This window comes from Paenibacillus sepulcri (genome assembly GCF_042647105.1).
Classification (GTDB): Bacteria; Bacillota; Bacilli; order Paenibacillales; family Paenibacillaceae; genus Paenibacillus_Z; species Paenibacillus_Z sepulcri.
The window spans coordinates 7841439-7864151 of the sequence record NZ_JBHRUP010000001.1; the positions used below are offsets into that span (position 1 = coordinate 7841439).

Sequence of the window (22713 nt, forward strand, 5' to 3'; positions counted from 1 at the left end):
GATCTTGTTCCAGTGCATCGTCGACCAAGACTACAAATTTTCCATTGCGCCAGATATAGCGGCGGTTCCAACTGCGCAATCCGGTCATTCGGCGTACCAGACTCCGTCTTTAGACGGGGCACCATTCAGTACCTCAGTCTGTTTGCGCTTCCTAATATATCATCTATCATGAAATTAACAAAAAAAAGGATTTCGAATAGAAAGAGTATGCTCTTCTAGACGATTTCAAATAAATAAGTCAATCAAGGTGAAACGGCTGTCGCCGTCTTTTGGCGGCGGAGCGCGTTTCATTCCGGTGAAATATAAGCAAAGTATAGGCCGGAATATATACTTTCTTAATATTTTAAAATAAGAATGAGGGAAGGTTGGTATTCATGTTGCTACGTTTACGCAAATCCTCACTGCAGACTGCCTGGATGATGTGGGAAAGAGGGTTCGAATGGATTTCAAATTTCCGCAGCTCGCATACATCGCACTTTGGAATTTGCAAAGTAATGATTAAGAAGCATCACGGAGAGAGTATCGTATGTGCGGACTCCACCATCATCCATAAAGGAAATTGGGTTGGGGAACTCCATCTCAATAATAAAGCGATCCTGACTCTGATCAAATCCGAAGGCTCGGACCGCGCGGCGCTCATGACGGCCCGGCTTGCACGGAAATCCATGCAGCAAATTAGTGATGCGTTTGCAAGTCAGCCGGAGTTCAATGAAGTTAAAGCGTTAATCGGAATTACGCTTCTTCACCGTGGTTTGACACATGGTCTTGGTTTTGAACAACAACCCATGAAATCCGATTTGTTCCAAAGAATCACAACCGTCTATCTTCGATTATTGTTATCCGTTATGCACCCTGAGGGCAAGAAGCGGATTGGCCGAAAGACCGAACAACTGATACCGATGATGCTGATTCATTCCCGCGCATCGCTCAAGAACCGATTTGCGGCGGTGAAGAGGTTGCCCATTCAAGATGAGACAGGTTTACCCGAAGCGAGCTCCTGTTAATTTGATTACAACGATAGACACTAAAAGTATGGTGAATATATTGCCGTAGGCAACCTATTTTCATCACGCTTCTGATACGAGGGCGGGGATAAGCATCATGGATAAAATCATGGACTTTTTACAGAATTTCGGAGCGACGGGACTTTTCATTCATGCCATGCTGGATGCGATTATTTTTCCAATACCGGCGTTCTTCCTTCAACTTTCTCTAAGCGCCATGCAGCCGGAATCGGCTTTATGGCTCGCTACCCTTGGTTTTGCCGGAAGCCTGCTTGGAACGCCAATCGGTTATGGGATCGGCAAAGTGTCGGGAAAGCATGTTCTGGGCAGGGTGATGAAGAAAAAATGGCTGGACTCGGCAACCGAATTATTTTCCCGCCGTGGCGAGGCTGCAATCTTGATCGGATCTTTTACTCCGATCCCGTTTAAAATATTTACGATTTTATCGGGATGCATGAATTATCCGTTATGGAAGCTGCTCAGTTATGCAGCGATTGGACGGTCAGTGAAGTTTTATGCAGTCGGGTTTCTTTTCTATATGTATGGCCGCGCGGCAGAGCACATGGTTGATCGCGTTCTCACGATCACGCTGGTGGCAGTTGGAATACTCATAGCGGCAGGATGGTTCTTGATACGGAAGCTGCGTGAGCGGAGGAAGATGAATGACGAGAACCAACTGATCGATAAAGCAGGGGACGGAGGCGGGAAACAGCATGCAGTGGATAAGGCGGTTTGATCAAACGATGTTCTTCTGGTGCAACCAGCGGCTAAGCAGTCGGGCCCTGGATCGGTTGTTCGGATGGATTACCCATTTGGGCGGAGCTTTGTTTACAATTATTTGCGCAGTTTCCCTGGCATGGTTCGCTGCGGGTGAGTTCAACGGAGCCGGGCTGCAAAGTTTGATTGCCTTGGCCGTTAGCCATATAGTTGCCGTCCTTATTAAGAAAAAGGTGCGCAGAGCCCGGCCTTTTCGCAAGCTGGAACATGTGAAGGTAGGCAAATTCCCGCTCAAGGACTATTCCTTTCCATCCGGCCATACAACCGCCATTTTCGCTCTTGTTACACCTTTTATACTGGCTTCATCGCCTGCGGTTATGCTTGTCTTGATTGGTCTGGCTTTGTTAGTTGCAATATCCCGGGTTTATTGGGGCTATCACTACCCGATTGATTGTGTGGCAGGAGGGCTGGTCGGGTTTATAACCGCGCTGCTGGTTGCCTGGTTCATGAATAGTTGAAATTTCATGAAGCAGTAGATTTTTGACGAATACCGCGATGGCGGCGCAGATGTATTGATCACCAAGCCGGGCAAACTCACTACATCATTTTTGAATATGCAGCGCAATATTCTGGAAGAAAGACGCTTTCCTTCTTGCAGCAATGTGCTAAAGCTTATACAACTTGCAATTCGTTCGTCTGGACGATAGAGCTTGACGAATGAAAGAGGTGACCGCAATGAGACAGGAACACCATATTTTAATTTTAACGGCCGATTACGGCGAAGGCCACCATCAAGTGTCCAAGGTACTGAAGCAAAGCTTTGTTCACCATGGTTATAACCAGGTGGAGATTGTCGACTTGTTCCGGGAAGCTTATCCTGTGCTGAACAAGCTCATCCGTTGTCTGTACCGGCAAAGCCAGTATGCAGCCAGCCTTGGAATTCCATATTACGGATGGTCCTACTATTTGACCAACCGGCTTCCCCTCAAAGGAAGGATCGCAGCCTGGATGAACAGTCTTGGCGGCGTTAGGCTCATGAAGATCATTCTCCAGTACAAACCGGATGTGATCATCTATACATTCCCATTCGGCAGTTTGCCAATCAGGGACGATGTATCCGCAATCCGTCCCCGGACAGCTGTTGTCATCACGGACTTTGACGTTCACCTCAGATGGCTGTTCTCCAGGCCGGACCATTATTTTGTCGCTGCCAGCGACGTGAAAGAGAGGCTGGTCAGGCAGGGCGTCCCTGAGAGCTATATTGCCGTTACTGGAATTCCGGTCCGGGAATCGTTTCACGATGCGGCAGTTATCGGTTCCGGCAAAGCAACAGACGAGAATGTCATTCTGCTCATGGCTAATGTTTGCGGCACATTGCGTTCGCTCATGAAGCTGATCGGCAAGCTGCTAATCTTGTCAAACGTCCGCATTCAAGTTATTTGCGGCCGACAGGAGGGTTGGCGACGGAAGCTTGCGGAAGTTTGGGCGGATGATGCAAGAGTATATGTATTCGGTTTTACCGATCAATTGCATGTGCTGATGAAGAGCGCATGCTGCATCGTCACGAAAGCTGGTGGCGTTACACTATCCGAGACGATTCAGGCCGGGGTCCCGATCTTTATATTAAAGCCGTTTCTGGGGCAGGAGAAGGAAAATGCCCTTTATTTGCAGCGCAGAGGAGCGGCAGTCGTATCCTTTACGATTCATGATTTGATCTTGCAGATCCAAACGATGATTTCCTCTGAGTCCATGAAACAGTCCATGAGGAATGGGCTGCTCTCGGCAAGACAGGATGCGGCTGCGGACCACATTGTCAGGCATTTGTTTCCCGAGGCAAGCTCATGAAGAAGGAGTGGAATATGATGAGCGGGAGGAGCGCGTTCAAGCTTTCTACTCTGACGCTGTTCACGGTTCTTTTCTGCACAGAGTTTGTTCGAAGCGCTTTCTTGTTCTCGTTCCTGCCCAATTTTGCAGTCAATCAGTCGGGGCATACCGTTGCTTTGGTCGGTCTCGCCGTCTCGCTTCATTATGCAGCAGATACGTTGATTAAGGCGATTGCAGGATATTTGCTAGACAGGTTTTCGCTGCGTTGGCTGCTGCCCGCTACTTTTGTCCTGATGCTGACGGGGCTGGCTGCCGTGTTCTTCAGTCCGCATGTCTGGTGGCTGGTTGCCGGGTCCGTTATGCTTGGAATGGGGGCGTCGCCAATCTGGCTTATTTGCATGGAAAAAATCCGAATGACGGAGCGCGCGGCCCAGATGGGGGCGATCTACACGGTTTGGCTTGCCTGTATGGGCCTGGGTCCGGTCACGATCAATCTCACATTCGATTATGGCTTCGAACCGGCGTTCCGGCTGATGCTTGCGCTTCTCGCCGTCGGCTGTATCGCATCGTTTGCGATTAACCGAGCAACCCCGTTACACCTCCTGAACGTCAGCTTTGCCGATCAGGCAGCAGGCCTGCGGAAGAAGCTCGTTCAGTTGAAATGGCTGCTGCCTGGCATGATCCTGCAGATGACCGCTGCGGGACTGCTGCTTCCGATAATGCCCGGCTTTGCCGCTGACCATCTCGGTTTAAGCCAGCCGCAATATTCTCTCATGCTGATGCTTGGCGGAGCCGGCGCGATGCTGTTTCTCGTTCCCATGGGGAAACTGGCCGATCGATGGGGACATAAGCAAATGCTGGTCGCCGGCTTTGTATCGCTTACGGCCATATTGGTTTTGCTTGCCGTATCCATGCCGCCGCCTGCGTTAACGATGCTGCTTGCATTTATGTTGGGCTTGTCTTATTCAGCGGTGCTTCCGGCTTGGAATGCGGTGCTGTCGTACCTTGTCCCGGATGATCAGAAAGGTACAGGGTGGGGAGTTCTTTCCGGGATTGAAGGGCTCGGCATTATGATCGGCCCGGTCATCGGGGGATGGGTGGCCAGTCAGTATACGAATGCCGCCGCCATCAGCATTAGCGCTGCTTTGCTCGCTATTCTTGCACTCTTTTATTTGATTTTACCGCAAAACAAGCTTGTCTCGGCTTGCGGGACTTCACAGCACAAGAAGGAGTATTCTCATGAGCCTGATCGGGGTAGTTGAACAGTTGTTTGCGCAGTATGGATATCTGGTCCTGCTCCTTGGCCTGCCGTTGGATTTTATCGCGCTTCCCATCCCGCCGGGAAACAGCACATTAACCTATACCGGTTTCTTATCTTATAAAGGAGTGCTGCAGGGGGGATCGGCTATTGCGATGGCTTTGGCTGGATCTATTATAGGGGTCACCATCACGTACATGATTGGGTACAAGGCAGGTATGCCTCTAATCGAGCGTTACGGAAGATGGCTTTTTCTCAAGCCGGAGCTTGTCGAGAGGACGCGACGCTACTATGACAAATATGGGGACCGATTGCTGCTGGTCAGTTTCTTCATTCCCGGAGTCCGGCAGTTTGTTGGATATTTTATCGGCATTATACGGGTGCCATATCGCAAAGTATGGATATATGGATATACCGGAGACGCTCTTTGGGTCATTGTGTTTTTTTCAATCGGCTACTTCTTTGGGGATCAGTGGGGATATATATTTCGTATCGTTGAACACTATTTAAAGGTCATCTTTATCGGATTGGCTGCCCTTGCGGTTGCGCTGTTGTTGATCAGGTATCGCATTATGAGGGGCAAACGCAAAAAAGACAAAAAAAGAAGCAGAGCGGGGGACCATTATCGGAGCGAATGACTGGTTTTTAGCGTTCGCATGACGTCACTTCCGCTCCCGCTACGAGTGCGCCAAACGCTGGCTTCGACCTCTTGCAAATGCCGCCCATATTTTGAGCGCTGCTTCGCCGGAGCAAACGGCTGACTCTGTTCGTGTCCAGATGCAGTGGCTGGGACGGGAACTAAAGAAATCCTACACGCGTAAAGAAGATGCCCTGATGGTTGAAAATTTCGAGCTACTCCACAGGATTTTGGGCAGGGTTAATTTGCATGCTACGACACGTCGTACTTGCCTGTAGTCCTGGTCGATGATGCACTGGAACAAGATGATCCCCTGAAGCGACTCCGGCAAGTGGAGTACGCCGCCTATCTTGAGGAACGTACATTGGGAAACTCGAATTACGGAGGGAACAAACCGACTTCTCTTCCGCCGGAATCCCAACAGTACCTACAGCGTCTTGAACAACGTACTTGTTCGTTAATTGGGCAGACGTAGTTTTTTTTGACAACTGAATTCAAATGTACTTATCATTACTTAGTTATATTAAGTAATTTACTTACTAATTATACAATACTATAGTTAAGTAAGTTTATGGACAGAAATGGTTTTAGCCATACTTTACCGGATGAGTGCATGAAGGAGGGAGGAAAATAAATACACACATTATCGTGGTTCACCCGCTGCGGCGGTCAACAGCTGGGAACTTGAAAAAAACATCGTGACCGATCAAAATATAGATAGCGGTTGTTGGACATTAGTCTGCTTACAAAGCTGCCGGTATGAATGGAACATTGATTAGGAGGTATTGTAAGTGGAGATTGGGATCAGTACTTTTGTAGAAACAACGCCGGACGTGGAGACCGGAGAAGTGATCAGCCACGCGCAGCGATTGCGTGAAGTCGTGGAGGAAATTGTGCTCGCCGATCAGGTCGGGCTGGATGTATTTGGCGTGGGCGAGCATCACCGCAAGGATTATGCCGCGTCTTCTCCTGCCATCGTACTGGCTGCGGCTGCGCCGCAAACCAGACGGATACTGCTGACCAGTGCGGTCACCGTGCTTTCTTCGGCAGATCCGGTGCGCGTGTTTCAGGATTTTGCCACACTTGACGGAATCTCGAATGGACGGGCAGAGATTATGGCTGGCAGAGGTTCTTTTATCGAATCCTTCCCGCTGTTCGGATATGATTTGGATCATTACGATGAGCTGTTTGATGAGAAGCTGGAGTTACTATTAAAGATACGGGAATCTGAGAAAGTTACCTGGAAAGGCGGGCATCGGCCGGCCATTCAGAATCTGGGCGTCTATCCGCGGCCCGTTCAGAATCCATTGCCAGTATGGATTGGCAGCGGGGGCAATTCGGAATCGGTGATACGCGCAGGGCTGCTTGGGCTTCCCCTCGTTCTGGCTATCATTGGAGGCAGCCCCGTACAATTTGCGCCGCTTGTGGAGCTTTATAAGAAGGCGGCTGCGCACGCAGGCCACGACGCATCGCTGCTGCCGGTCGCGTCACACTCGCATGGATTCATTGCGGAGAGCACCGAGCTTGCGGCAGACCAATTTTTTCCTTCCACCCGGCAGACGATGAACGTACTGGGGAAGGAGCGCGGATGGGGACCATACGACCGCTCAAGCTTCGATTCCGCACGCAGCTTCGAAGGGGCGCTGTACGTAGGCGATCCGGAGACGGTAGCCCGTAAAATCATTCATCTTCGCAAGCAGGTGGGCGTAACCCGCTTCCTGCTGCATGTGCCGGTTGGCACCATGCCGCATGAGCAAGTCATGAGAGCCATAGAGCTGTTGGGAACCAAGGTCGCGCCTCTGGTTCGCGAAGAGATAGCAAGATGGGAAGCCGCCGGGGAAGAGGCGAAGCAGTAATTTCTAGGCCTTAATTGGCCCCAGGGACCATGCTCCGCAAGAGAAAAGCACCTTCAAAACCACTATTATGGTGGAGTTGAGGGTGCTTTTCGTAATAAGTGATGTGCGGTTGGGGGAATTGAAGGAGTCTCAGGATGATGACGATCTGAGTATGACATCATTTTCTTTCCTCTATGCAAGCCGTGTGATAACAAGATGTGCAGAGACTGGCCTTGTTCCTCCAGCCAGAGGCGTGATGGTCAATGCCGCGGCATTGCCGGCAGGATTTCGTACAGTAAGGATCGAGTTGATGGCAGTTGTTTGCACGAGAGCCATCCCCACGATTTGAGAAGTGCCTGTTGCCCGCCCGACCACCGTGTAGGCCAGATCCGCGCCATTGAGTGTCAGAATAAGTTGGCCTGCTTCGCTGACACTCACTTGAAACAGCACCTGATAAGTACCAATCGCAGATAGGCTAAATGTACTTGGACCCGTACGGACAATTGCAGCCCCGCTTGTAGGCCCATTTTGCGGAAAACTTACATCTGTGCCTGGAGCAACCGTTGCTGCATTATCGGGAGGCATTAACGCGAAAAAATCTGCAAACCCCAATACGCCTCCGGCAGCTCCCGTTGCGCCCGTTGCGCCTGCCGGTCCGGCAGCGCCTTGTGGGCCCGGCGGCCCGGTCGGACAAGGGGGACATACGCCTTGTGGACCCGGAGGGCCCTGTGGACCTTGAGGGCCAGGAGGACCCGGGGGACCTGGTAATCTTCCCATTGAGCATGCACTCTCCTTTAACGGATAGAAGTCAAAGCTCTTTTTTGATTCAGAATAAGTTTATTCCCGATCGCGATGCTTCATGTGCGAATTGTAGTCTGGAACGGCCTTATAAATTAGATTTCGAAGCTATACGGAGGCTGGCGAGCCGTATTATCAGCATTGTGGTAAACTGAAATTACGTGTCTTGTCAGTTGAACGATTAGGAAACAGGAGGATGAAAGCATGAAAATCTTGATTACCGGAGCTTCCGGCAGTGTAGCCTCCGGCGTAACCGGGCAATTGGACCGGAAGCATGAAATCACCTTGTCCGATGTTGTTGCCGTTGACACGCCGCTCCCTTTCCACCGGGCTGATGTCCGTCAGATCGGCGCATTGGATCAAGCCTCTGAAGGGATGGACGTCATCATTCATACCCCTGCCTTTCATGGCATCCATATGGGCAAGCACTCCGAGCAGGAGTTCTATGATCTGAATATTACGGGCACGTTCCAAATGTTCCAATCGGCTGTCCGCAATAAAGTCCGGCGCGTCGTATGGCTTTCGAGCATGTCCTTCTACGGGGACGATTTCTATGCCTACACCAAAAAAATCGGCGAGCAGCTATGCCGGTTCTATCATGAATCCCATGGCATTGAAGTTATCATGCTGCGTCCTGCAGACTTCACGCCTTATCCGGATATCCGGCATTATGGCGAACGATTGCTGCATGGCGGCGTTGATCGCCGGGATGTGATCGGGGCTGTTGCCTTGGCCGTGGAGGGTACGGCAGCTTTCGGCGCATACCGCATTGTCCGTGAGGATCGTTTTACCAAGGATGATGTGGAAGCCTATCCGGAATCTCCGTTGGAGGTGTGGGACAGGCTTTACCCCGGCGCCAAAAAGATCATTGAAGCTTACCATTTACAGCTGCCATCCGAAATCCGGATTCCCGATTTGTCCAAGGAAAAACAGGAGCTGGGCTACTCGCCGAAATATAATTTTGGCACTTTCATGCAGGAATACATAAGAGATGGTGTGATTGCCCCATAGGTGACAGCATCCGCCGAAGCTGCAAGAGATTAATAGACAACCAGATGGCTGCCGATGATTGTTTCCGGCGGCCTTTGTTGTACCGGAATCCAATATATCACTTGAGGGAGTGAAAAATTTGGAGGTTAAATATCAGATCGAAGACAGCGTTCTTATGATTCACCTGAATAAAGAGTACGGCATTGAAATTAAAAGTATCGATTTTATTCCCGCAGGGGATTCGGCATACTCGTATGGGATCAGCTGTGCGGACGGACAACGGTATTATATGAAACTGTTTGATCATCATCATGACCGGCAAAAGGCAGGTATGGATCGGCTGGATTACTATCTGCCGCTGACTTGGAGCATGTATGAAGAGAAGCTTTTTACCAATCTTACTTATCCGATCCAAACATTAAACGGTGATTTTAAAACAACGCTGTACAATTTTACGGTGGTATTGTTTAATTTCATCGAGGGGGAGACATTGGCAGAGTCATATCCGTTCTCGAAAGAGATCCTGGAAGCGATTGCGGAGTCATTGGCCGCCATTCACCGGATTACGCCTTACATCGACCATTCCATGCTGTTGACCGAAACATTTGATATTTCCTTCGCGCCAGAACTTGAGAAGTGTCTTGCAGCGCTTGAAAGCATCCAAATCGCAGACAGCTCTATGAAACGGGAAACAAGAGCGCAGGTATTGCCCAGGAAAGAGCGAATTCTTGCCCTGTTGACGCTCGTTCGTGAACTTCGCGGCAGAGCAGTATCGGAGACCAAAGCTATGGTGTTATGCCACGGTGACATTTGGGGAGGCAATTTGATCCGTCATGATAACGGGCTTTATTTTCTGGATTGGGAATCCGCCATTCTGGCCCCGCCAGAATTGGATCTGATTGGCTACATTGGTGAGGAGTTCGATGTTTTCCTGGCCGCTTATGAACAGCATCTCGGTCAACCGGTGACAGTAAACCTTGACTTATTACGTTTCTACTCCTACCGCCATCATCTCCGGAATTTGGCCAACTGGTTAATGAATATCCTCTATCGAAATACGGAAGAAGCCCAGAATGAAAATGATTTGGAAATGATTGTGCATCATTGTATGGACCGATGGGATCGCATTGAAAGCAGGGTTCATGCTGTGGATGCCAGGTTGAGAGCAAGGGGGCAGTGGGCGAAGCATACTGGTAATCCATGAAGCGATCTATGAAATTATGGTACCAGCCTGCCTGATCATGGTATAACAAGTAGGGATAGGAGAATATGTGCGGCGGAGGAGAATGCGAGATGTCGGTACCCTTATTGTTTGGTCCATATGGAAGCGGGCAGCTGCCTGCCAACATTAAAGATTATGGTGTCAACGCCAGATGGTTTCACGGGTTTAACGAAGAATCCTTCGCAGCCTGTGCGGAGCAGAAATTGGAAGCCTGCGTAGAATTCAAAACGTTTCGCGCCGATTTTGAAGAGCATCCCAAGCTCATACCTATCGGGGCAGACGGAAAACCCATCCGATACGGCCGGTTGGTCCAGGGGATCTGTTTATCGCAAAAGGACTATTTGGCTGAAATCGAAGAGCAGCTGCTGGCCGGCATGAAGCAATTCAAACCTGGAGGTATATGGCTCGATTACCTGACCTATGCAGGCTGGTTCGAAACATCCCAGCCCGATCTGCAGGAAAGCTGCTTTTGCCGGGACTGTATTGCCGATTTCTGTGATTTTGCAGATGTTGACGCCCGTACACCGAAAGAAATATTGACCGGCTATCCGGAGGAATGGACGAATTATAAATGCCGTAAGATTGCCGGCCTGGCGCTTCATTATTCAAAACTGATCAAGGCCGTTAATCCGGATTGCGTAGTGGGTGCGTATATGTGTCCATGGACTCCTGATGAATTCAATGGCGCCTTGACCAGAATATTCGCCCAGCATTATGAATGGCTGGCAGAAGCTATTGATGTGTATACCCCGCTTATTTATTGTTCAAAAAGCGGCCGCAGCCCGGGCTGGGGGCGCTGGTGGCTCGAGCAGTCGGCCGGATTCGTCCCGGCACAACGCAAGGTTCAGCTGATTCTGGATGCCTTGGATTATCCAGAGAGCCTGACGGATGCTGCGGCTTCGGAGGTGCCATCATGGGGTATTCAGCTGTTTGCAGGCGCCCCGCTGTTTCATGATCCGGAGAAAGCGCTCACGTTCAAGCGTTCGGTTGAGGCTATTTCGGAAGCTTTGCAAAAATGAGGAGGTATAATAATGAATCTTTTTGAAAATCAACAGGGTGAGCAATCAGCAGCAAGCTTTCACTGGATTAATAAACCTGAATCCTGGGGATTTGACGGTGACGGCAAGCTGACAATAATCGCACCGCCTCTGGCAGATTTCTTCCGCGACCCGAAGGGAGGAAATGCGAGGGAATCGGCTCCTTACCTTTACACCGTTCTAAAGGGCGATTTTACAGTATCGACCCGGGTCGAGGTGGACATGATTGAAGATTTCGATTCCGCATGCATCATGTTCATGGTCGATGACCAAAACTGGGCAAAGCTGTGTTTTGAATATCCCAATAAAATTCCGACCATGGTAAGTGTAGTGACGAAAGGTACTTCGGACGACTGCAATTCGGAGACAGTAAGCGTGAAGAAGCCATATCTCAGAGCTACCCGGTTCGGGAATTGTTTTGCCTTCTCCTATTCAACAGATGGAAACTACTGGACTCTGGTCAGATATTTCTATATGGATGCTCCGGCCGAAATCAAGGTTGGAGTAGCAGCGCAGTCGCCTGCTGGCAATGGCTGCAGAACAGCCTTTGATTACTTCGAATATTCCCCTGTTCCGGTAACAAATTTAAGATCCGGGGAATGAACCAGCTTTTACGGAGATAAATGAAACCAGCAAGCCGCATTTTCCTGTGCCAAGGGAAATTCGGCTTGTTGTGCTTCCATCCGCAACCTGCGTGCCGCCGCTACGTATTGCTTTGTGTGAAGGAGGCACGGCAAACGTGTTGGGAACCTTTAAGGGCTTATATGGAGCTTGGATCGACCATCCCGAACGGGAAGGGAAGCTGCTTCACGGAGGCAAATATCGGATTTGCCGTTTTCTCGGGATGGGAAGCTACGGGTTGACCTACTTGTGTCATGATGTGGAGTCGGGTGAGGAGATTGCAGTCAAGCAAGCCAGACCAAGCAAGGGGCAATTGGGCCGGGAGCTCCTGCGCCGCGAGATTGAGATTATGGGACAGCTGGAGCATCCGGCCATTCCGGGCTGCCTGTCATCATTCGTCCATAACAGGCGGCTGTATATGGTGACCGAATATGTGAAGGGACGGACTGTGGAAGATTTGATTTTTGAGAAGGGAGCGGTCTTCCAGGAAAGCGAGGCGCTTGGCTTCATTCGCAGACTGATGGAGATTGTGAGCTTTATTCACGGAAAAGGAATTGTCCATCTGGACATCCGGATTCCCAACGTCATGCTGCAGGGGGAACAGATCCGCCTCATTGATTTTGGTCTGGCCTCGCGCTTGTCGGAGCCGTCCCGTGTGGAGCCCGGAGCGGACGAGGAAACAAGGCTGAGAAGAACCGCTGATGTGACGAGCGATCTGTACGCCATAGGCCATTTTTTGCTTTTTATGCTGTATTCCGCCTATGAACCGGACGAACCGGACACGGATTCTGCAGCCGGATGGGAGGAGGAGCTGAGCATATCGGCAAAGACCAAGCAGATGATCCGTAAGCTGCTCCAAATCGATCAGCCCTATGCGGATGCCCCAGCGTTTATGCGGGAATTGGATGATTCGTTGATGATACAAGATGAAACGGCTGCGCCGTCGTGAAACTTATACATTCTATAAGGATAGAAAAAAAGCCGCTTAGCGCGGCTTTGCATCAGGAGCTGGATCTTTTGTATCTGTTTTTGTAATAGCCTTGACCCTGATTTTTGTGTCCGTAACCAGATTGGTGGCCGGATGAGTAGGAGCGGCCGCCATGGCGGTTCGTTCCACTGCTGCTGTTATAGTGTTGGTTGTGTCTGGAATGGTGAACGGAACCAAAGATTTTACTAAGCAAACGCCTGAGCATTTCTCATTCCTCCTTTGGTTTTTGTAAAATATAACAAAGTATAAGCTTCTGTCTACTTTGGCTATATTTTTTTGAAGTGAGGAAACTTGCTTCGGCCGTCAAAGGACGGCGAAAGCCGTTTCTTCTTACACTTTACGAAATAAAAGACGAGTGGTTTCGAAAGTATACGCCCAAAATGGACGATAACTTCAACCGCTGCATGTATTCAAGGGGGTAATCCTTAAGATGAGTCAGGATTGGATGAAGGCGGATGATCCGCTCCAATGCATAACGGTGACCGGAAGCGAGCGGAATGATATGGTTGTTATTTCCGGCTATTCGGAAGGTCTTCACTGCATTGGGGTAGGGACGGATGCGGCAGTATTCACATATGAGCCTGCGCCGGGATTTGCATATAAAGTGTACTCGGATCTGGCGCTGGAGAAGAAAGCGGCCGAGAGGCATGTATACGAACGGCTTGAGGGGATACCCTATTTTCCCCAGTATTACGGGGAGGGCCGGAACTACCTGGTGATCAGCCATGAACCGGGCGTCACGCTGCAGGATTGTCTGCTGCAGGGCATTCCGGTGCCAGAGCAAGTTATTCAGGATGTGGAGGAGGCGCGCGCAGAGGTGCGCCGCCGCGGATTGAACCCGCGCGACATTCACCTGAAAAATGTCATCCTGCAGAACGAGCGCGGCAAAGTGCTGGATGTATCCGAATATGTACTGGAGGGCGACGACAAGCGCTGGGAGCACCTGGTGTGGGCATACCGCGTCTGTTATTCAGGCTTTGAAGGCAAGAAAATTCCGGCCTGGCTGCTTGATGCGATCAAGAACGGATACGCCAGACTGGATCAGGCGAACCTTAGCCTTGACGATTTCGCGCAGCGAATCAGTCAGCTGTTCTCCAAATTTCTGAAATAAGTCCGGGAAATTACGGGAGCTGATTCTCAGTTCCGTAAGAAATCCATAGTACCCATGTACGGCAGGCAATGTAAATGCAAAGCCGCAGCCCATAATGAATATCGTGAGGGGGACCGGCTGAACATGCCAAACAAAACGAGCCTTTCGGAGTTTGTCCCAGGCTCGTTTTGTTTGTTCCGGGAATTCCCGCCAATCCAATTCCGTTATTTTCCCGACAGCCGGTTTTCCAGGCGAAGCTTCCTCTGCAGTATGCCGAGAATGATGTCCGCCACAATGGCAAGCAGAGCGGCAGGTATCGCTCCGGCGAATATCCGCAGCGGATTTTGGCCGTTAAGGCCGGCATATATTTCGCGCCCCAAGCCTTCGCCGCCGATCAGCGGCGCGATGGTCACGACCCCGATGGCGATGACTGCGGCAATTCTGAGTCCGCTCATGATATAAGCGAGCGAGAGCGGCAGCCGTACTTTGAGCAGGATTTGCAAGGCGCTCATGCCGACGCCCTGTCCGGCTTCCACATAGCTCGGATTGACCTGCTTCATGCCGACATAAGTATTGCGCACGATCGGGTTGAGCGAATAGAGGAACAAGCCCACAATGACGGTATCCGATCCCAGGCCAAGCCAAAGCATCAGGAGCACAAGCATCGCCAGGCTGGGCAGAACCTGAAGAACTTTGGTTATCGTAAGTACAATTCTCGCCAGAATCTCGTTTCTGGCGCATAACACGCCGAGCGGAACGCCGACGACGAAAGCGAGCCCTACCCCTGTCAGCACCATGCTGATATGCTGAAGCAGATATTCCCACAGCAAGCCGATGTTGCGCCCCATATAATCAAGCAGATCGACGATGGTCAAGTGGTTGTCTTCCATGTCAGTTCCCCCTATTTCAGCAGACCGGTCTGTTTCAGGTATGCCAGCGCGACTTCGCGTTCGCTTTTTTTCTCGATGTCCATCTGGTAGTTCAAATCGATCATCTTCTGCACGCTGAGAGTGCCGATGAGAACAGACACGGCTTCTACCACATCAGGATGCTTTTCGGCCAAATCATTGCGCATAATGGTTGAGGCGTCGTACGGCGGGAAAAACTGCTTGTCGTCCGCAAGCGTCTGCAGGTTGTAATATTTCAGATGCGGATCGGTGGAATACGCCAGAACGATGTCTACCTGATTATTCGCTGCCGCCTGATAAACGAGACTTTGCTCCATTGGAAAAGTACTCCCGAACTTGAAGCCGTAGGTTCTGGTAAAGCTTCCGTAACCGTCCTCGTCGCGCTCCAGCCATGTGGTGTCGACGCCGAGACGGAGTTTGGAGGCATCCGGGCCGACGTCGGATATTTTCTCATAACCTTTCTCATCGGCCAGCTTTTTGGAGACCGTGAACGCATAAGTATTTTCGAATCCGAGCGGATCGAGCCACTTGAAATGAAAATATTTGTCAAAACCCTGCTTGGCCTGCTCCAGGACCTTCGCACGGTCCTTCGTCTGCTCGATCGGAAAATGATTATTGAAAATTTCCCCCGTGTACAAAGTAGCCATCTGCAGCTCGTTTCGTTTCATCGCCTGTATGACGACAGGGCTCGCTGCCAAATCGGGTATGACCTCGGCACTGAGATCAGTGCGGTCTTCAATTAGCGCCTTATACATCTCCGCCAGGATCTTGGCTTCCGAGTAGGTCTGCGCGCCGATAACGACCGTATTGCGGCTTGTGCACGCGCTTGCCAGCGTACCCAGAAGAAGCAGGCAGGCCAAGGCTGCGGACGCTCTTGCTATTCTCATTTGCCATACTCCCTTCACACCGTTATCCGCCCCGTTGACCGGTAGCGCTTCGTCAGCCATTTCTCCAATAGCCCCAGCAGCACATCGGCGACGAGCGCAAGCAGGATTGCCCCAAGCGCACCGGTCACGATCAGCTCCGGTTTGTTGACGCCGAGGCCCGATACGATCAGCTGGCCAAGCCCGCCGGCGCCGATAAGGGTGGCGAGCGTTGCCCAGCTGATGATATATACCGTCGTTACCCGGATTCCCGACATGATGTAAGGCAGCGACAACGGCAGTTGAATGCTCAAAACGCGCTGAAGCGTGCCATAGCCCATCCCCCGGGCCGATTCGAGGACGTTTGGATCGACGGAATGAAAACCGTCATAGGTGTTGCGGAGAATCGGCATGATCGCATAAAGCAGCAGGGCAAAGACCGCAGGCTTCGTACCGATACCCATCAGCGGGATCAGGATGGCCAGCAGGGCCAGGCTTGGCACAGTCTGCAGAATGTTGGCGATAAAGAAAACGATGCTGTTGATCCACGAAATCCTGTTATAAACAAGCACGATGCCGAGCGGTATGGCGACTACACTCCCAAGGGCGACGGCAAGCGCCGAAATAGTCAGATGCTCCTGTAAGGCAGTGGCAATTTGAGCCCATCTCTCATCGAAAAAAGCGATCAAGTCGTTCACCTGTTATACCTCCTCTACCGGCGATTCGGCGGCTTCCTGAAGATAACCGTCAGCCAGATGGCGCACGACGCTGCCCCTTGTGATCAGGCCCGCCAAACGGTTGTTTTCGTCGACAACCGCAAGGTTGGACAGTTGATGGCGGCTGAGCAGCTCGACGGCAGCGGGCAGCGGAGTTCCCGTACGGACAGAGTACAGCACAGGCTGCATGACATCGGACACCGTCTTGTTCTCCTCGCCGTATTGATCGAGCACGCGGTAAATGGAGACAATGCCCTGCAGCCGGTTATCCCTGTCCACGATAAAGAGGGAGTCAACCCTGCGCCGTTCCATCACGGTGATGGCTTCGGCCAGCCCGCGTTTGGGCAGCGCCGTCACCGGTCTTGTAACCATCACCTCGTCGACGAGCGGGATTTCATTCATACTCTCGGCTTGGAGCCGCTTTTGGCCGATAAAGGAACGGACGAAGTCGTTTGCCGGATGGCGGAGAATGGCTTCCGGCTTGCCGGTCTGAACCACTTCGCCATCCTTCATCAGAACGATGGTATCGGCTATTTTAATCGCTTCATCCATATCATGCGTGACAAAAATAATCGTCTTGTGCAGCTCCTGCTGGAGCCGGACGAGCTCGTCCTGCAGCTGCTCGCGGCTGATCGGGTCGAGTGCGCTGAACGGCTCATCCATCAGAATGACGTCGGGATCGGCAGCGAGCGCGCGGATAACGCCGATCCGCTGCTGCTGCCCGCCGCTCAGCTCCGACGGGTAGCGTTCCCGGTACACTTCCGGCGGCAGCCCGACAAGCCCAAGAAGCTCATCCACACGCCGGTTGATTCTGGCGGTGTCCCATTTATTCAGCCGGGGAACGACGGCAACATTCCTGCCTATCGTCATATGCGGGAACAGCCCGATGCTCTGGATGACATATCCGATACTGCGGCGCAGCTGCACGGGATCAATTCCCTTTACATCCTGCCCGTTGATCAGCACCGAGCCGCTGGAAGGGGCGATGAGGCGGTTGATCAGCTTCATCGTCGTCGATTTGCCGCAGCCGCTCGGACCGATCAGGACCGAAATTTCTCCTTTTTGAAACTCCAGATTAATATTTTTGAGGGCTTGAAAATCATCGTCGTATACCTTGTGAATATTTTTCAGAATAATCATGCTGTTCCCACCTTTCCTAAAATTTAGCATTTCCATTTCCGTATATTTTTACCCGGAATCCTTACATTCAGATTAAACGGCTCCGAATTTCGATTAAAACGCCAATTCATGCTGTATAATGGTTGCAAACAACATGGTGAGGGAGTTATGGATAATGGAAATTCGGGTGCTGGAACCAGCAGATGCAGAGATCTACCGTGAGCTGCGGCTCAATTCCTTAGTGGAAAGTCCGGAATCATTTTTAACCACGTATGAAATCGAGGGAGAAAGACCCATTGAACAAACCCGGCAAAGGCTTCAGGCAGCGGATAGCATATTTACGTTGGGCGCATTTAAGAATCACGATCTGATCGGGGTTGTCACCTTTGTGCGGGAAAGCCATATAAAAACAGCCCATAAGGGAAATGTTTACGCGATGTATGTCTCGCCTGAATATCGCGGGCAAGGAATCGGCAAGGCCTTGGTGAACGAACTACTTAGAAAGGCGAAAAATGGCGACGGTCTGGAGCAAGTTAATTTAACCGTGAATTCATCCAATACGCAGGCAAAAAGGATGTATGAATCAATAGGATTTGCTACATACGGAACGGAAAGGAACGCCTCAAAATGGAAGGGGCAATATTGGGATGAGGATTTGATGGTGATCAAATTATGATACTAACGAAAAGGGGTTGTTTCCCGGATAGTCAGTTGTCCCAATTAATGCGGAGATAAAGGTGGCGGACAAATAAGTCCTAACGGCTGTGGCATTTTATCATGCTTAGCTGTTTCGATTTTCAGTGGTTGGAAAGGGCCAGGTATTGCCCGGCAGAGGCCTGTTTATTAAATAAGCCCGCGCTTTCAGGCTATCTTAACCTGAAGAGCGGGCTTGTGGTCGACAAGGAACAATAATTCTTGAAGTTATGATTGCAGCTTGCGCAGCTCGAAATCCACTTCAAATGGGCGATGCCACGGGAGGCGTACATTTTCTATACTATAAGTCTCAGCCACAAGTGTTGCCAAATAACGATCATGAAACGCATTGAGCCTAGCCGTTATTAATTCGCAAACCCGTTGTTCATCATCTTCTGCAGGTTTTGCAAGGATGGGATTGCTCTCAAGCAGCTTAGCCGTGTTGATCTCTGCACGCACGACCGTCTGGTAAGCCCAGTCTTCAAGGAAACGGTACAAGAGAAAACGCTGGCTTCGCTGTGACCGCATGGCCCAGTCCATATCATGGCTGCGGTTGTAATAGGATAGTATCACGGCATGAGCGACAACGGTGCCTATTGTATTACCGGAGGTATTCCAACCCGCATAGACTGAAATTTCGCTGAGCTGCCCCAGCTTGTTAAGCAGTTGCATCAAAGTCCGGTCAGCGCCGTTGGAAACGGAGACATCCGCGAGTGCGACAAGCTTGCCTTTGCCGGCGTATGTATGAATAGCCTTGGAAAACTCCATGAGGTTGACTTCTGAGAAATAGGCGCGATGCCTCTCGTGGTACAAAGCATTGGATTCAGCGGCCTCGGCCTGGCTGACAGGGGGAGCATTTACCATCAGAATGAAATCCGCTTCTACAGAGGAATCGGCGATGAAAGCGCCAGCCGCCGTAAGATGCGATTTGATGCTTTCATTCAGCGTGCGGTCCTCATAACGCGGGAAAATAAGAGGACCTTGACTTGAGGAATAACGTACGAACGCTTCCGGGACATAATTTTTCTCCGCGCAGAAAACACGCGCAAGCAGCGTGCAGCCGATTTCATCGGCGCCCGGATAAATGAGGACGCGATCCATCAGATTCCATTCTTCGACCTGAAAGAGCAGCCTGCGCTGTTCCATCGATGTGAAGCCATAAAGGGAATTATCGTCGAGAGGAATAACGAGATGATCGATGATGTTCTCTTGTACGAAACGGATAGACATCGAATTTACCTGTGCGTTGGCCTGCCGTCTGCCGGTAAAATCAAGGAGGAGTTCTCCAGGAATATTTGCTTTAATTTCGCTGAATTGCGACGCTTCATCAGTGGACAGAGCACCGCGCTCTTCTTTGTCTGTCAACCATCCATATCGATGAATGTCGGCTCCGTGAAGTGCATAATAGTCAGGCTCCTCATCGCAGCTGTTGTAAGCAGGCGATCTCATGATCAGATTAAAGGCATAGATGCGGAGCCGCGGGTTGGCTGCTTTGCATCGCTTTAGCAGTTCCAGACGACCGATGCATTGGTCTTGACTGAGCGTATGCAGCCTGGAAGGCACAATCCCTCCGAATACCAGCATGTCGACCGATATAATCAAATAATCCGCATCCTGCGATTGCTCAAGCACCCAGTCCATTAGCGGGGCCGCCTGGGCCGGCTCCTTCTTGTCTCCAAGCATAGCCAAGGGCGGAACCGTCAGCGCCAAATCGCTTATACTGGCAAGCTGCTGCGGATATTTGATATTGCAGGGACGTTCGTCCAGAGGCAGGTAGATGATTTTGGCCATATATGAAAACCTCCTTGTCCGATGAATAAAACTAATTGTATCACAAAAAATAGAAATGGAGAAAAAATTCTCTTTTCATTAAAAATATAAATATTAGCTCTTTAAAGTAGGCTGTTTTGATGATATGATGGGGAAGATTGAGGGCCATGAGGAGCTTCAGATTCATCAACAATGGTTTGGCGCAGTTTTCCTTTCTTTGATTTAATAGAGCCAGCGATATCAATTCATGAACAATTTTTAGAAGAGACGGGGATTTTAGGATGAAAAAGTTTCGTAAGCTGATCAATTCGTCGAACGCGCTTCTTATGATTTCGAGCATCTATAATTCATTAACAAAAGCAGAGAAGAAAGTCGCCGATGCGGTTCAGAATGATCCGGAATACGCTGTAATGGCTACGGTGACAGACCTTGCGGAGAAGGCAAAGGTGGGGGAAACATCCGTCATCCGTTTCTGCCGGAAGCTGGGGTATCGCGGTTATCATGAGTTCAAGCTCTCCATTGCGCAGGATCTCGTGAACGTCCCTTCCCATATAGACGAGGAAATTGAGGAGGAGGATAACAAAGAGGTCATCGCGAGGAAGATTACGCTGAACCATACCAAGCTGCTCGAGAAAACAATGGAGCTGATCAGCTTTGCGGCGGTTGAGGAAGCGGTGGATGCACTGGCTGCGGCGAAACGCATATTCATATATGGCGTCGGATCTTCAGGCATCACGGCCATGGATGCCCATTACCAGTTTCTTAGAATCGGTCTGAACGTGGATGTGCAGCGCGACTCCCATATTATGGCGATGTCCGCCGCTCTGGTGCAGCCCGGCGACACGGTCTTCGGCATCTCGACCTCGGGTAGCACGAAGGATCTGGTCGATTCCATGAAGACCGCCAAACAGAACGGGGCAACGATTATTTGCCTGACCAGCCATGCCAAATCGCCTATTACCAACTATGCGGATATTGTCCTGCTTGTGCCTTCCAAAGAGATGCCATTTCAGGGAGGCGCCTTGTCAACAAAGATTGCCCAAATTCATCTTGTGGATATCATATCGACTCTGTTAACCTTTCAAAGAAAAGAAACCGCGTATGACGCGGTCAAGAAAACGGCCGATGCTGTGGCGGATAAACTGTATTAACAGTTGATGAATCCGTGCCCTTGATGGCCGGAACCACAATCGGTTTTTTTGTTTTATTTTGGAGGAATAATCCTCCTTTACATATAAATATAAAGAATTAATTTAATTTATTCGACATGGGAGGAAACAAAAAATGAAAAAAATCAAGGTTGGTGTCATTGGAATCGGGTCCATCGCGCATATGTTCCACCTGGGGAATTACCGGGATCATCCCGACGTTGAATTGACGGCGGTTGCAGATATTGATTTCAAAAGGGCGCAGCAGGCAGCTGCTGATTTCGGAGGCGCGAACGCTTATGCTTCAGCCGAAGAAATGTTTGCGACGGAGAGACTGGATGCGGTCAGCATATGTACGTTTAATGAATCCCATGTTCAGCTTGCGCTCACCGCACTAAGCCAAGGCGTAGATGTTCTGGTGGAGAAGCCGATGGCGCTTCATGCCGAGGAAGCCCAATTGCTGCGATCGGCTGCAGAAGCTTCGAACAATGTGGTAATGGTCGGCATGAGTCACCGGTACCGGTCGGACTCGCAGGTTATTCAGCAAACGGTGCAAAGCGGAGAGCTTGGCGATATTTATTTTGCCAAAACGAAAATTCTTCGGCGCAGAGGCGTTCCGATTGGCTGGTTCACGTCCAAAACCTACTCCGGGGGCGGGCCTATGATGGACATTGGCGTACACGTGCTGGATTTGGCCTGGTGGATGATGGGAATGCCTGAACCGGATAAGGTAATGGGTAAGCTGTTTCATAAAATTGCACCGTATAAAGCTGATCAATCGCAGGCTTATGTTGCCCATTCGAGAGAGAACAAAGAAGCGGCCGTTTACGATGTCGAGGATCTGGGCACGGCATATATTACATTCAAGAACGGCGCTGTCCTGACTGTGGAAGCGGGCTGGGCGGTCAACGGAAGCCAGGACGATGCGGTGAAGGTGGAGTTGTTCGGCACGAAAGGCGGTGCCAGCCTGGAGCCCTTTTCCCTGTTCAGGGATATGGAGGGCATACCCGTGGAGCATCACCTCCAGGTTCCTTCAAATGACTTGTATAAGCAAGAAATTGATCATTTTATCCACTGCGTACAACACCGGACAGAGCCGATTTCGGATGCAAGGCAGGGTGCTGAAGTGGTAAAGATGCTGGAAGCGATAAGGATTTCCTCGGAAACAAACGATGTCGTCAAGCTGTGGAGAGGTTATTAAGGTTATATTTATGTCATTATATATAACTTGATACTAACATACAGAATAGGGTTAGTCTGTGAAAGGAGCGACAGTGAGGCAATAGGGTACATTTGTTGAAGGACAAAATGTGCCCTTTTCTTATGTTTAGAATGGAGTATTCAGGATTTTTGGCGGCATCTTATTTAGACAGCGCTTTCATTGTGGATATAAAATCCATATGAAATGAAATTGGAGGAGATATTTATTTTTATAACGAATAAAAGAATAAATATCTTTACAGCTGAATGACGCG

22 protein-coding genes are annotated in these 22713 nt (G+C 50.4%); 16 read left to right on the forward strand and 6 right to left on the reverse strand.

The genetic code is table 11. The annotated features are described in order from the left end of the window. Window positions 1-374 precede the first annotated feature (374 nt). The 7 genes from ACFOLF_RS33930 (at window position 375) to ACFOLF_RS33960 (ending at window position 7296) form a co-directional block, all read left to right on the forward strand. Window positions 375-1004: a YkoP family protein gene (locus tag ACFOLF_RS33930; protein WP_210046448.1), complete on the forward strand. Its 630-nt coding sequence runs from the start codon at window positions 375-377 to the stop codon at window positions 1002-1004. Window positions 1005-1113: 109 nt separating this feature from the next. After that, on the forward strand, window positions 1114-1740 hold the full coding sequence (locus tag ACFOLF_RS33935; RefSeq protein ID WP_210046473.1) for a YqaA family protein: 627 nt from the start codon (window positions 1114-1116) through the stop codon (window positions 1738-1740). Next, window positions 1718-2239, forward strand: coding sequence for a phosphatase PAP2 family protein (locus tag ACFOLF_RS33940; RefSeq protein WP_210046447.1), 522 nt, complete (start codon window positions 1718-1720; stop codon window positions 2237-2239). Before ACFOLF_RS33935 ends, ACFOLF_RS33940 begins: the two co-directional genes overlap by 23 nt. A gap of 217 nt (window positions 2240-2456) precedes the next feature. Continuing rightward, entirely contained in the window at window positions 2457-3566 is a 1110-nt protein-coding gene (locus ACFOLF_RS33945; protein ID WP_210046446.1) for an MGDG synthase family glycosyltransferase, read from the forward strand. Next, complete coding sequence (locus ACFOLF_RS33950; RefSeq protein ID WP_379219594.1) at window positions 3563-4807, forward strand: MFS transporter; 1245 nt, start codon at window positions 3563-3565, stop codon at window positions 4805-4807. The genes ACFOLF_RS33945 and ACFOLF_RS33950 overlap by 4 nt, the downstream gene beginning before the upstream one ends. Beyond that, window positions 4785-5441: a DedA family protein gene (locus ACFOLF_RS33955; RefSeq protein ID WP_210046444.1), complete on the forward strand. Its 657-nt coding sequence runs from the start codon at window positions 4785-4787 to the stop codon at window positions 5439-5441. The genes ACFOLF_RS33950 and ACFOLF_RS33955 overlap by 23 nt, the downstream gene beginning before the upstream one ends. 790 nt (window positions 5442-6231) lie before the next feature. Beyond that, window positions 6232-7296 carry an LLM class flavin-dependent oxidoreductase gene (locus ACFOLF_RS33960; protein ID WP_210046443.1) on the forward strand — a complete coding sequence of 355 codons (1065 nt, stop codon included), beginning with the start codon at window positions 6232-6234 and terminating at the stop codon, window positions 7294-7296. 171 nt (window positions 7297-7467) lie between these two features. On the opposite strand, the gene ACFOLF_RS33965 is transcribed toward ACFOLF_RS33960, so the two are convergent. Then, window positions 7468-8052: a collagen-like protein gene (locus tag ACFOLF_RS33965; protein WP_379113636.1), complete on the reverse strand. Its 585-nt coding sequence runs from the start codon at window positions 8050-8052 to the stop codon at window positions 7468-7470. A 225-nt stretch (window positions 8053-8277) separates the two neighbouring features. Here ACFOLF_RS33965 and ACFOLF_RS33970 point away from each other — a divergent pair, with 225 nt between their 5' ends. The 6 genes from ACFOLF_RS33970 (at window position 8278) to ACFOLF_RS33995 (ending at window position 14042) form a co-directional block, all read left to right on the forward strand. Further along, entirely contained in the window at window positions 8278-9084 is an 807-nt protein-coding gene (locus ACFOLF_RS33970; protein ID WP_210046442.1) for an NAD-dependent epimerase/dehydratase family protein, read from the forward strand. A gap of 118 nt (window positions 9085-9202) precedes the next feature. Then, window positions 9203-10267, forward strand: coding sequence for a phosphotransferase family protein (locus ACFOLF_RS33975; RefSeq protein ID WP_210046441.1), 1065 nt, complete (start codon window positions 9203-9205; stop codon window positions 10265-10267). Window positions 10268-10356: 89 nt separating this feature from the next. After that, window positions 10357-11304, forward strand: coding sequence for a hypothetical protein (locus ACFOLF_RS33980; RefSeq protein WP_210046440.1), 948 nt, complete (start codon window positions 10357-10359; stop codon window positions 11302-11304). A 12-nt stretch (window positions 11305-11316) separates the two neighbouring features. Next, window positions 11317-11925 (forward strand): DUF1349 domain-containing protein, encoded by a 609-nt coding sequence (locus ACFOLF_RS33985; RefSeq protein WP_210046439.1) that lies wholly within the window; start codon window positions 11317-11319, stop codon window positions 11923-11925. Between the two features lie 136 nt (window positions 11926-12061). Beyond that, a complete protein-coding gene (locus ACFOLF_RS33990) occupies window positions 12062-12892 on the forward strand; it encodes a serine/threonine protein kinase (protein WP_210046438.1) in 831 nt (276 codons plus the stop codon). Window positions 12893-13361: 469 nt separating this feature from the next. Continuing rightward, complete coding sequence (locus tag ACFOLF_RS33995) at window positions 13362-14042, forward strand: serine/threonine protein kinase (protein ID WP_210046437.1); 681 nt, start codon at window positions 13362-13364, stop codon at window positions 14040-14042. 203 nt (window positions 14043-14245) lie between these two features. Here the strand turns inward: ACFOLF_RS33995 and ACFOLF_RS34000 are convergent, their stop codons facing one another. Genes ACFOLF_RS34000 through ACFOLF_RS34015 form a run of 4 tightly spaced genes read right to left on the reverse strand, consistent with a single transcriptional unit; the run spans window position 14246 to window position 17648 of the window. Then, a complete protein-coding gene (locus ACFOLF_RS34000) occupies window positions 14246-14911 on the reverse strand; it encodes an ABC transporter permease (RefSeq protein ID WP_210046436.1) in 666 nt (221 codons plus the stop codon). 11 nt (window positions 14912-14922) lie between these two features. Continuing rightward, window positions 14923-15816, reverse strand: coding sequence for a glycine betaine ABC transporter substrate-binding protein (locus ACFOLF_RS34005; RefSeq protein WP_210046435.1), 894 nt, complete (start codon window positions 15814-15816; stop codon window positions 14923-14925). A gap of 14 nt (window positions 15817-15830) precedes the next feature. Next, window positions 15831-16490 carry an ABC transporter permease gene (locus ACFOLF_RS34010; protein WP_210046434.1) on the reverse strand — a complete coding sequence of 220 codons (660 nt, stop codon included), beginning with the start codon at window positions 16488-16490 and terminating at the stop codon, window positions 15831-15833. Window positions 16491-16493: 3 nt separating this feature from the next. Next, window positions 16494-17648, reverse strand: coding sequence for an ABC transporter ATP-binding protein (locus ACFOLF_RS34015; RefSeq protein WP_210046433.1), 1155 nt, complete (start codon window positions 17646-17648; stop codon window positions 16494-16496). A 154-nt stretch (window positions 17649-17802) separates the two neighbouring features. Between ACFOLF_RS34015 and ACFOLF_RS34020 the strand changes: the two genes are divergently transcribed. Then, window positions 17803-18303 (forward strand): GNAT family N-acetyltransferase, encoded by a 501-nt coding sequence (locus ACFOLF_RS34020; RefSeq protein WP_210046432.1) that lies wholly within the window; start codon window positions 17803-17805, stop codon window positions 18301-18303. Between the two features lie 245 nt (window positions 18304-18548). Here ACFOLF_RS34020 and ACFOLF_RS34025 read toward each other — a convergent pair whose 3' ends face one another. Then, entirely contained in the window at window positions 18549-20111 is a 1563-nt protein-coding gene (locus tag ACFOLF_RS34025) for a DUF4127 family protein (RefSeq protein WP_210046431.1), read from the reverse strand. A 260-nt stretch (window positions 20112-20371) separates the two neighbouring features. On the opposite strand from ACFOLF_RS34025, the gene ACFOLF_RS34030 reads away from it, so the two are divergent. After that, on the forward strand, window positions 20372-21241 hold the full coding sequence (locus ACFOLF_RS34030; protein ID WP_210046430.1) for a MurR/RpiR family transcriptional regulator: 870 nt from the start codon (window positions 20372-20374) through the stop codon (window positions 21239-21241). Window positions 21242-21374: 133 nt separating this feature from the next. Next, window positions 21375-22439 (forward strand): Gfo/Idh/MocA family protein, encoded by a 1065-nt coding sequence (locus ACFOLF_RS34035; RefSeq protein WP_210046429.1) that lies wholly within the window; start codon window positions 21375-21377, stop codon window positions 22437-22439. The last annotated feature ends 274 nt before the right edge of the window (window positions 22440-22713 follow it).